This window comes from uncultured Brevundimonas sp. (genome assembly GCF_937870815.1).
Lineage (GTDB): Bacteria > Pseudomonadota > Alphaproteobacteria > Caulobacterales > Caulobacteraceae > Brevundimonas.
On sequence record NZ_CALMZS010000102.1, the window covers coordinates 42,427 to 51,710 of the forward strand.

General features: G+C 73.1%; 10 protein-coding genes. 6 read left to right on the forward strand and 4 right to left on the reverse strand.

Going from position 1 to position 9,284, the window contains the following annotated elements:
- Nucleotides 1-44 precede the first annotated feature (44 nt).
- From Q0588_RS06530 to Q0588_RS06545, 4 genes are all read left to right on the forward strand, one after another.
- Nucleotides 45-494, forward strand: coding sequence for a hypothetical protein (locus tag Q0588_RS06530; protein WP_298744828.1), 450 nt, complete (start codon nt 45-47; stop codon nt 492-494).
- A gap of 64 nt (nt 495-558) precedes the next feature.
- Complete coding sequence (locus Q0588_RS06535) at nt 559-1,122, forward strand: RNA polymerase sigma factor (RefSeq protein ID WP_298744854.1); 564 nt, start codon at nt 559-561, stop codon at nt 1,120-1,122.
- Between the two features lie 5 nt (nt 1,123-1,127).
- Nucleotides 1,128-1,556, forward strand: a complete 429-nt coding sequence (locus tag Q0588_RS06540; RefSeq protein ID WP_298744855.1) for a hypothetical protein — start codon at nt 1,128-1,130, stop codon at nt 1,554-1,556.
- Complete coding sequence (locus Q0588_RS06545; protein WP_298744830.1) at nt 1,553-2,062, forward strand: periplasmic heavy metal sensor; 510 nt, start codon at nt 1,553-1,555, stop codon at nt 2,060-2,062. Before Q0588_RS06540 ends, Q0588_RS06545 begins: the two co-directional genes overlap by 4 nt.
- Nucleotides 2,063-2,068: 6 nt before the next feature.
- On the opposite strand, the gene Q0588_RS06550 is transcribed toward Q0588_RS06545, so the two are convergent.
- The 3 genes from Q0588_RS06550 to Q0588_RS06560 form a co-directional block, all read right to left on the reverse strand.
- The gene (locus tag Q0588_RS06550) at nt 2,069-4,483 is read right to left on the reverse strand and encodes an ATP-binding protein (RefSeq protein ID WP_298744832.1); all 2,415 of its coding nucleotides are present in this window, start codon (nt 4,481-4,483) and stop codon (nt 2,069-2,071) included.
- A gap of 111 nt (nt 4,484-4,594) precedes the next feature.
- Nucleotides 4,595-5,170, reverse strand: coding sequence for a hypothetical protein (locus tag Q0588_RS06555; protein ID WP_298744834.1), 576 nt, complete (start codon nt 5,168-5,170; stop codon nt 4,595-4,597).
- Nucleotides 5,171-5,250: 80 nt separating this feature from the next.
- Nucleotides 5,251-5,661, reverse strand: a complete 411-nt coding sequence (locus Q0588_RS06560) for a CBS domain-containing protein (protein WP_298744836.1) — start codon at nt 5,659-5,661, stop codon at nt 5,251-5,253.
- A gap of 154 nt (nt 5,662-5,815) precedes the next feature.
- Here Q0588_RS06560 and Q0588_RS06565 point away from each other — a divergent pair, with 154 nt between their 5' ends.
- Nucleotides 5,816-6,241: a hypothetical protein gene (locus tag Q0588_RS06565; RefSeq protein ID WP_298744838.1), complete on the forward strand. Its 426-nt coding sequence runs from the start codon at nt 5,816-5,818 to the stop codon at nt 6,239-6,241.
- Between the two features lie 111 nt (nt 6,242-6,352).
- On the forward strand, nt 6,353-7,846 hold the full coding sequence (locus tag Q0588_RS06570) for an aldehyde dehydrogenase family protein (protein WP_298744839.1): 1,494 nt from the start codon (nt 6,353-6,355) through the stop codon (nt 7,844-7,846).
- Here the strand turns inward: Q0588_RS06570 and Q0588_RS06575 are convergent.
- A complete protein-coding gene (locus tag Q0588_RS06575) occupies nt 7,843-9,033 on the reverse strand; it encodes a winged helix-turn-helix domain-containing protein (RefSeq protein WP_298744841.1) in 1,191 nt (396 codons plus the stop codon). The two genes, Q0588_RS06570 and Q0588_RS06575, sit on opposite strands and share 4 nt — an antisense overlap.
- Nucleotides 9,034-9,284 lie beyond the last annotated feature (251 nt).

Genomic DNA, 9,284 nt, shown 5'->3' on the forward strand with positions numbered 1-9,284 from the left:
GACACGGACGACCGGCCGCATCGGGCGGCCATGGAGACATCAGCATGAGAACGATCCTTGCCGCCGGCGCCCTGGCGGCCCTGACCTTCGCGGCGGCCGGCCACGCCGCCCTCGCGCAGTCGTCGCCCATGGGCGGGGCCCCCACGGACGCGGACGGCGGTCCGCGCCTCAGCCGGGCCGAATTCGTCGCCGCGCGCCTCCAGCGCCTCGCCGCCGCCGACGCCGACGGCGACGGCCTCGTCACCCGCGACGAGATGCGGGCCGCCGTCCCGGCCGGTCGCAGCGCCCGCCTTGACGCCCGCTTCGAGCGCCTCGCCGGCCGCGGCCCGGTCGTCATCGCCGAGGCGCAGGTCCGGGCCGAGGCCGCCTTCACGCGTCTGGACACGGACGGCGACGGCTTCGTCACCGCGGCGGAGCGCCGGGCGGCCCGCGCCGACCGCCGCGCGGCCGGCCGCCCGTCTCGGGCGTCGCCTCCGGCGCCCGCTTTGGAGTAAGCAGATGACGGGCGCGGCGGTCCTCGACCTCACCGGCCTTGCAGCAACCTTCGCACGAGGCCGGATGGCGACCTTCGCCGATCCCGACGAGGACCTGGTGCGCCGCGTGGGTCAGGGCGACCCCGCGGCCGTCCAGGCCATGGTCGCGCGCAAGCTGCCGCGCATGCTGGCGCTCGCCCGGCGCATGCTCGACGATCCCGCCGAGGCCGAGGATGTCGCGCAGGAGGCGCTGCTGCGGGCCTGGCGGCAGGCTCCCCACTGGGCCTCGGGCAGGGCGAAATTCGACACCTGGCTGCACCGGGTGGCGCTGAACCTGTGCTACGACCGGCTGCGGCGGCGGCGCGAGACGCCGACCGCCGCCCTCCCGGACCGGCGCGACGACGGCCCGGCCCCGGACCGGGGCCTGCTCGCCGCCGACGTCGGGGCGGCGGTCAACGGCGCCCTGGCCCGCTTGCCCGATCGCCAGCGCGAGGCCATCGTGCTGTGCCATTATCAGGAATTGTCGAACATCGAGGCCGCAGGGCTGATGGAGATCAGCATCGAGGCCCTGGAAAGCCTGCTGTCGCGGGGACGGCGGACATTGAGACAGGCGCTGGCCGCGCACCGGCCGGGCGCCGAAGGAGCATGAACGTGATGACGGCGGAACGCTTCCTCGCCCTCGTGGCCGCCTACGGCGCCGACCGGCGTCGCTGGCCCGAGGACGAACGCGCGGCGGCCGAGGCCTTTGCGGCGGCCCATCCCGATACCGCGCGGCCGGCCCTGGACGAGGCCGATGCGATCGACGACCTGCTGTATCGCTCGCCGACGCCGCGGGTGTCGCCGGCGTTGCGCGACCGGGTGCTGGCCGCCGCCGCCTCGGCCCGCGGCCGGGCCGGACGGACCGGGCGGATGTGGATCGACCGCATGACGCTGGCGCTGGGAGCCGGCTGGGCCGCGGCGACCTGCGCGGGGGTGGCGGCCGGCGTGCTGCTGACCGCCCATCTCGCCGCCGACGCCGAGGCCGATGCGGTGCTGTACCAGGCCTCCCTGTTCGGCGTCGACGACACGGAGCTGCTCGGGTGAAGGCGGGAACCCTCAAGCTGGTGCTCGCCGTCTCCGTGGCCCTCAACCTGTTCACCCTGGCCGCCGGCGTGACGCTGCTGGTCGGCCGGGCCGACGTCGAGCGTCGCCTCGAGGCCCAGCACCGGCCGCGCGACCGCGGCTTCATGTCCGTGGTCGAGGGACTCGATCCGGCGGTGCGCGAGCGGGTCCGCGAGACCCTGCGCGCCTCGGCGCGGGCGGCCCGCCCCGATTTCGAGGAGACCCGGATGAAGCGGCGTCAGGCGGCCGCCCTGGTGCGCTCCGCCGATTTCGATCCGGTCCGTGTCGCCGCCCTGCTGGAACAGTCCCGGGCCGCCGAGATGCGCGGCCGGGCCCGGCTGGAGGCCGATGCGGTGGCGTTGCTGGCGACGCTGGCGCCCGACGACCGCGCCGCCTTCTCGGAGATGCTCAGCCGCCGCGGCCGGACCGGCGTGCGCGACAGGGGCGGGCGCAGGGGCCCCGACTCCCGGACCCGCCCTCCGTCCTGACCGGGATCAGGCCGCCGCCCGCGCTTCGGGCCCGGCCGCCTGGGCCGGTCGCCGGATGGGCAGGTCGAAACTGACCGTGGTGCCGCGCCCGGGCTCGCTTTGCAGCGTCAGGGCGCCGCCGTGCATCTCGATCAGCGCCTTGGTCAGGGCCAGGCCGAGGCCGGTGCCCTGGGTGGTCTTGGAATGCTGGCCCTCGACCTGTTCGAACGGACGCGCCAGGCGGCCCAGGTCCTCCGCGGCGATGCCGATGCCGGTGTCGGTGACAGCCACGCGGACCCAGTCGTCGTCCTCGCGCGACAGGGCCACGACGATGTCGCCGCCTTCCGGGGTGAATTTCACCGCGTTCGAGAGCAGGTTGATCAGCACCTGCTTCAGCCCCCGATGATCGGCCTCGATGGTCGGCAGGTCCGGCGTATCGACCACCAGCTTCAGCCCCGCCTCCTCGACCCGGCCGCGCATCAGCCGGGCCGCGTCCTCGACGATCTCCTTCAGCGACACCGTCTCATAGTTCAGGGTCAGCTTGCCGGCCTCGATCTTGGCCATGTCGAGGATGTCGTTGATCAGGCTGAGCAGATGCTGGCCCGAGCGCAGGATGTCGGAGGCGTAGCCCTTGTAGCGGGCGTCGCCCAGCGGCCCGAACATCTCTCCCGCCATGATCTCGGAGAAGCCGTTGATGGCGTTCAGCGGCGTCCGCAGCTCGTGGCTCATATTGGCGAGGAACTCCGACTTGGCCTGGTTGGCCGCCTCGGCGCGGGTCATGGCGATCTCGTATTTGCGGGCCAGCAGGGACAGCTTCTCCTCGCGGTCCTCCAGTTCGGCGATGGTGGCGTGCAGCCGCTCGCTGGCGCGCTGGCGCTCGGCCTCCTTCTGCTTGATCGCGGTGATGTCCGCCGCCGAGACCACCGACCCGCCCTCCGAGGTGAAGCGTTCGACCAGCTGCAGCCAGCGGCCGTCGTGCAGTTCGACCTCGCGGGCCCCGGCCCGACCGCCGGCGGCCGGCTGCTCCGACTTTATGGCGAGGGCGGCGATGCGGTTCAGGTCCCCCTTGAGGGCGCCCCGGCGCAGCACGTCCGGGTCGAAGCTGAAGGCGTCCTGGAAGGCCTGGTTGGACAGGATCAGCCGCCCGTGGCGGTCGAACAGCACGAAGGCGTCCGAGACGCTTTCGATGCCGTCGCGCAGCCGCCCCTCGGCCGCCTGGGCCTGGGCCTTGGCGCGCCGGGCCTCGGTGGTGTCGAGGGCGATGCCGAGGATGGAGGTGAAGCCGTCCTCGCCGCGCTCGCCGCGCGCCTGGCCGCGGGCGTCGATCCAGCGCGCCCGGCCGTGGGCGTCGGGCACCGGGAAGCTGACCTCGAAGGTCCCGAAGGTCTCGGCCTGGCGCAGGGCGTGGTTGACGGCGTCGCGATAGCGCGGGTGGACGCGCTCCATGAACGCCTCGACCGTGACCGCGCCGATGCGCTCCAGCCCCATCAGGTCGGCCATGTAGTCGGACAGCAGGATCTGCCCGCTCCCGAGATCCCAGTCCCAGACGCCGCATCGGGCCGCCTCGACCGCGCCCCGAAAGCGGCGTTCGGACGCGGCCCATTCGCGGCTGATCCCCGCCTGCTTCCGTTCCTGCAGCTTGGCCAGCAGCAGCACCAGCACGCCGATGATGAACGGCGAGGTCAGCACCCATGCGTCATCCAGCAGGGCCCCGGCGCCGACGCTGACCGGGGTCGAGGCGACGGCGATCACCCCGGTGTTCCCGACCTGCACCGTCGTCCGCCGCACCGCGCCGTCCGCGACGGTCAGGGTCGTCCCGCGTCCCCGGCCGTCCGCGGGAAACGCGTTCAGCGCCAGCGCCGCTTCGTCGCCGGGACCGCCGGCCAGCAGGGTGCGCGGGCCGGACAGCAACCACAGGTCGACCCCGTCGGTGGTCCTGAGCGGGGGCAGGGGCGCGCGGCCGACCAGCCGGCCGCCGTCGGCCAGCGGGCGTGAGATCAGCAGGGCCGCGCCGTCCGCGGCCAGCAGGGGTTTGCCGTCCGTCGGCGCGAAGTCGGCGGGGGAGGCGCCGGCCGCGGCCGTCACGCTCCCGGTCGGCGAGATCACCGCAAAGGCTCCGTCCGGCGTGGCCGCGCGGGCCTGCCGGAGGGTCCCGGCGGGGGTCCGGGCCTGCGCCGCGGCGGCGCGTACGGCGGTCTCCACCGGCGCGATGCGGATCTCCGTCTCCAGCGCCAGCAGCCGCGCCTCGCGGTCCACCGCCGCCATGCGCAGGGCGTCGGCCTCCTGCCCCGGCCGCGCCATTTCGCGAGCGAACAGAAGCACATAGGCGGCTACGGCCAGGGTGACGGCGAGGATGGCGATCCGCACCCACGCGGGCGGGCCCTTGCGCCGGTCCTGGGCGCGCCGTCCTTGCGGGGTTATGCGGCGCTCACTGCCCCGCAAGGCGCTCTCCCGGACGATTCGGCGACGATGGCCGAATCTAGGCTGCGTCGCGGATTCCTGTCGAGGCTTCGTTGCCCGCGACCGTGGATCGATTGGACCAAAGGGCCGCCCTCAGGCCGCGCGGGACGGGCTGGGCGCGGCTGCGGCGCTTTCCGCGGGCGGGGCCAGCACGTCGGTGACGGACTTCAGCACGGTGCGCGCGTCGCGCGCCATGGCCAGCATTTCGGGCGGGGCGTCCTCGGGCGCCTCGTCGACGGCGGCGACCATGCGCTCGGCCAGGGCCATGAGCTTCGGCGCGGCGGCGATCAGCCGGGCCTGGAATTCGATCTGCTCGGGGTCGCGGTCGTATTCCGCCCCGGGCACACGCCAGCCGCCCCAGTCGGCCTTGTCGGTGACCACGACCGGGTAGGTGCCCGGAAACGGATGGTGCGGCGTGTCCTCGGCCGTCTGCCACTTGTTGCGGGCCCGCATCAGCCGCCAGCTCTCGCCGGCGTTGGCGGCCGGGTCCTGCGCCGGCAGCAGCAGTTCGTGGCCGAGGAACTCCCGTCCCAGGCCGACGTCATAGGTGACCCGCACCGGCTCCTCGAAGCCCTTGGCCCAGACCGGCTGGACCTTCTCGATCTGGGCCCATGCGCCGACACACTCGACCCAGACCTTCTGGCCCTTCTGGAACTGCGCACGCGCCATCGGCGTCTCCCGTGGTGAACGGCGAGCATGCCCCGGCGGGGTGAACACGTGGTTTGGCGAAAGGGTTAACGCCCCGCGCCTCAGGGACGCGAGATGTCTTCCAGGGCCTCGCCCGCATACTTCTCCTTGACCCGGGTGGAGAGGTCGCCCAGCGACACCACGCCGACCAGGCGCTCGTCCTTGTCGAGCACCGGCATGCGGCGGATCTGCTTGCCGGCCATGGCGTCCAGCACGGCCTTCAGGTCGTCGTCGGCATGGGCGGTGTGGGCGTCCCGGCTGATATATTCCACCACGGGCGAGGTGCAGGCGGCGCCGCCGGCCACGGCCCGCACGACGATGTCGCGGTCGGTGATGGTGCCGATCAGCCGGTCGCCGTCGGCCACCGGCATGAAGCCGAAGTCGCCCCCGGCCATGCGCGAGGCCACGTCCTGCAGGGTGTCGCCCGGACGGGCGATCTGCACGTCCCGGCTCATCACGTCACGAACTTTCATAGGTCTTCTCCTGATTGTCGGCTCCGCCACACAACCCCCCGGTTCAGGGGCGGTTCCTGACTGCCGGACAACAAGGGGCTCAGGATCGTGTCACCCGCGGCATGGTTTGCTGACGCCACGTCCGGGGACGGCCCCGGCAGGAAAGGAAAACTCGATGAAGACCGCCATGATCAGGAAGGCCCTGCTTCCCATGCTGGCGGCGTCCGCGGTCATGGTCTCGACCCCGGCGCTGGCCCAGGACTTCGGCATCAGCTTCAGCTTCGGCTCGCCGGGCTACGGCCAGCCGTACGGCTACGGCCATGGCCAGCCCTACGGCTATGGTTACGGCCGCGGCTACGGCTACGACCCGCGTGAGCTCGACTACCGCATCCGGGTGCTGTCGCAGCACGTCGACCGACTGGCTTGGAGCGGCGCCGTCCATCCCCTCGAGGCCCGCGAACTGGCCCGCCAGCTGCACCAGATCCGTCGCCTCCGGTATCGCTACGCCCGCAATGGCCTGAGCGCCGCCGAGTACCGCGACCTCGACCGGCGTCTGCAGCGCATCCAGTATCGGGTGCAGCACGCCGGCTACCGCTGGTAGCCGGCCGCTCCTAGCCGGCCGCTCCGCGCGAAAGGCCGCCGCGGCGCCGGGGCGGCCCTTTCGTTCGTCCGCCGGCGAGGCTAAGCGCTTTGCCCGGGCAGGAGCGCGACGATGACGGCGGCGAGCGAGGCGAAATCCATCCTTCGACGACTGGGGGTGGGCGAGGCGGTCTGGGGCGGAACCCTGCCGGCCCGCTCGCCGATCGACGGCTCCAGCGCCGGCGCGGTGGTGGAGACCGGCGACCTCGAGGCCGTGGTCGCCCGCGCCGCCGCGGCCTTTGACCGCTGGAAGCGCGTGCCCGCGCCCCGCCGCGGCGAACTGGTCCGCCTGCTGGGAGAGGAGCTGCGCGCCTCCAAGAGCGACCTAGCCCGTCTGGTCACGCTCGAGGCCGGCAAGATTGTTTCCGAGGGCCTCGGCGAGGTGCAGGAGATGATCGACGTCTGCGATTTCGCCGTCGGCCTGTCCCGCCAGCTGTACGGCCTGACCCTGCCCAGCGAACGGCCCGGCCACCACATGCGCGAGACCTGGCAGCCGCTCGGCCCGGTGCTGGTGATCTCGGCCTTCAACTTCCCGGTCGCGGTGTGGGCGTGGAACGCCTGCCTCGCCCTCGTCTGCGGCGATCCGGTGATCTGGAAGCCGTCGGAGAAGACGCTCCTGAGCGCGCTGGCCACCCAGGCCATTCTGGATCGCGCCCTCGCCCGGTTCGGGGATGCGCCCGAGGGCCTGGCGCAGGTCGTCATCGGCGGCCGCGAGGCCGGCGCCGCGCTCGCCGCCGACGCCCGCATCCCGCTGGTCTCGGCCACCGGCTCGACGCGCATGGGCAAGGCGGTGGCCCGGACCGTCGCCGCCCGCCTCGGCCGCTCGCTGCTGGAGCTCGGCGGCAACAACGCCATGATCGTCACGCCGAGCGCCGACCTCGACATGGCCGTGCGCGCCATCGCCTTCTCGGCCGTGGGGACCTGCGGCCAGCGCTGCACCAGCCTGCGCCGCCTGCTGGTCCATGAAAGCATCGCCGACGCCCTGATCGCCCGGCTCGGGGCGGCCTACGAGACCCTGCCCATCGGCGATCCCCGCGAGGACGGCGTGCTGGTCGGCCCGCTGATCGACGAGGATGCGTTCGGCGCCTTCGAGACGGCGCTGCGGCGGGCGGCCGACGAAGGCGGCGAGGTGGTCGTCGGCGGCGAGCGCGTGGACCGGGACGGCGTCTACGTCCGCCCCGCCATCGTCCGCATGCCGGCCCAGACGGCCGTGGTCCGGCACGAAACCTTCGCCCCCATCCTCTACGTCCTGACCTGGTCCGATTTCGACGCGGCGGTGGCCATGCAGAACGCCGTGCCCCAGGGCCTGTCGTCCTGCGTCTTCACCGACAGTGTGCGCGAGGCCGAACAATTCCTCTCGGCCTGGGGCTCCGACTGCGGCATCGCCAACGTCAACATCGGCCCCTCGGGCGCCGAGATCGGCGGAGCCTTCGGCGGCGAGAAGGACACCGGCGGCGGCCGCGAATCCGGTTCGGACGCGTGGAAGGCCTATATGCGCCGCCAGACCCAGACGGTGAATTTCAGCCGCGACCTGCCGCTGGCCCAGGGCGTGAGGTTCGACGTCTAGAGGGCGCCTTCAAGCGCCTCCGCCAGATCGCCCCGGCCGGCGGCTTCGACCGTATCCAGCCCCAGCCATCCGGCCATCCGCCGCAGTTCGGCCGCCAGCCTTTCCGGCGTGTCCGCCGTCGCGTCCGGCTCGCGCCACGCCGCCTGGACCAGCAGCCGCCCGGCCTTGCGGTCGGCCTTCAGATCGACCCGCGCCGTGATCGCCTCGTCCTCGAGGAAGGGCAGGACATAGTAGCCGTGCGTCCGCCTGTGGGCCGGGGTGTAGATCTCCAGCCGCACCTTGACCCCGAACAGCCGTTCGGTCCGGTCGCGGGCCCAGATCAGATTGTCGAACGGCGATAGCGGGGCGGCGCCCGCGGCCTTGCGCGGCGATCGCGCGCCGACGCCGAGAAAGGCCGGCTGTCGCCAGCCCCTCACCGAAACGGGCGTCAGTTCGCCCGCTTCGACCAGCTCCGCGATCCGGTCGCGCGCATCCGCCAGCGGCAGCCGGAAATAGTCCCGCAGGTCAGCCGCCGTCGCCACGCCCATGGCGCGGGCCGCGATCCGCACCAGCTCGCGCTGGGCGTCGGCCTCTGCGGGCGTCGGCGTCTCGACGATGCGGCGGGGCAGGGCCCGTTCGGTCAGGTCATAGACCCGCTCGAAGCCGCGCCGCGTCTTGGTGGTGATCCGTCCGGCCCAGAACAGCCACTCCAGCGCCCGCTTGCCGTCCGACCACGACCACCAGCCGGGCGCGCCGCGCGGTCCCTCGGCGAAGTCCGCGCCGGTGACCGGCCCGCGCCGTTCGATCTCGGCCAGGACGCCGTCGATGAAGTATCGCTTCTCGCGACCGAACCGCGACAGGCCCGTCCACATGGCCCCGCCGCGCGCCCGCTCCATCCGCCAGCGCAGCAGGGGCTGGGTCTCCAGTGGCAGCAGCGACGCCTCGTGTCCCCAGTATTCGAACAGGCTGCGCCGTGCGCCCCAGGCCTCCGCCTCCAGCGCCTCGCGCGGATAGTCGCCCAGCCGGGAGAAGGCGGGCAGATAATGGGTCCGCGTCACCACATTGACGCTGTCGATCTGGATCACGCCGAGCCGCCGGGCGACGTCGCGGACATGACTGCGGCCCGGTGCGGCCGGCTGCGCGCGCCCGAACCCCTGGGCGGCCAGGGCGATGCGGCGGGCGGTCCTGGGGGAGAGGGTGTCGGTCACGGGACGACCATGCCCCGATCCCTCTCCCGATGGGAGGGCGGAACCGTGACCAGGTCCGAAATGCGCTCGCCAACCGTCCGGGGGCCTTGTCATCCTGTGTATTGGCGCGGCCTGATGCGGCAAGCTGAGGGCGGGCGGTCATGCGAAAGGGCCGGCGCCCCGAGCGGCGCCGGTCCTTCCACGCCCCCCGGAGGCGGCGGCTACATCGCCGACTTGATCTGTTCGACCTGACGCAGGTGGGCCTCGATCTT

Bases quoted from the DNA above. Each gene is read 5' to 3' on its own strand.
- Q0588_RS06540 (WP_298744855.1), top strand. From the start codon at position 1,128: ATGACGGCGGAACGCTTCCTCGCCCTCGTGGCCGCCTACGGCGCCGAC.
- Q0588_RS06565 (WP_298744838.1), top strand. From the start codon at position 5,816: ATGAAGACCGCCATGATCAGGAAGGCCCTGCTTCCCATGCTGGCGGCG.
- Q0588_RS06555 (WP_298744834.1), bottom strand. From the start codon at position 5,170: ATGGCGCGTGCGCAGTTCCAGAAGGGCCAGAAGGTCTGGGTCGAGTGT.
- Q0588_RS06560 (WP_298744836.1), bottom strand. From the start codon at position 5,661: ATGAAAGTTCGTGACGTGATGAGCCGGGACGTGCAGATCGCCCGTCCG.
- Q0588_RS06530 (WP_298744828.1), top strand. From the start codon at position 45: ATGAGAACGATCCTTGCCGCCGGCGCCCTGGCGGCCCTGACCTTCGCG.
- Q0588_RS06535 (WP_298744854.1), top strand. From the start codon at position 559: ATGGCGACCTTCGCCGATCCCGACGAGGACCTGGTGCGCCGCGTGGGT.
- Q0588_RS06570 (WP_298744839.1), top strand. From the start codon at position 6,353: ATGACGGCGGCGAGCGAGGCGAAATCCATCCTTCGACGACTGGGGGTG.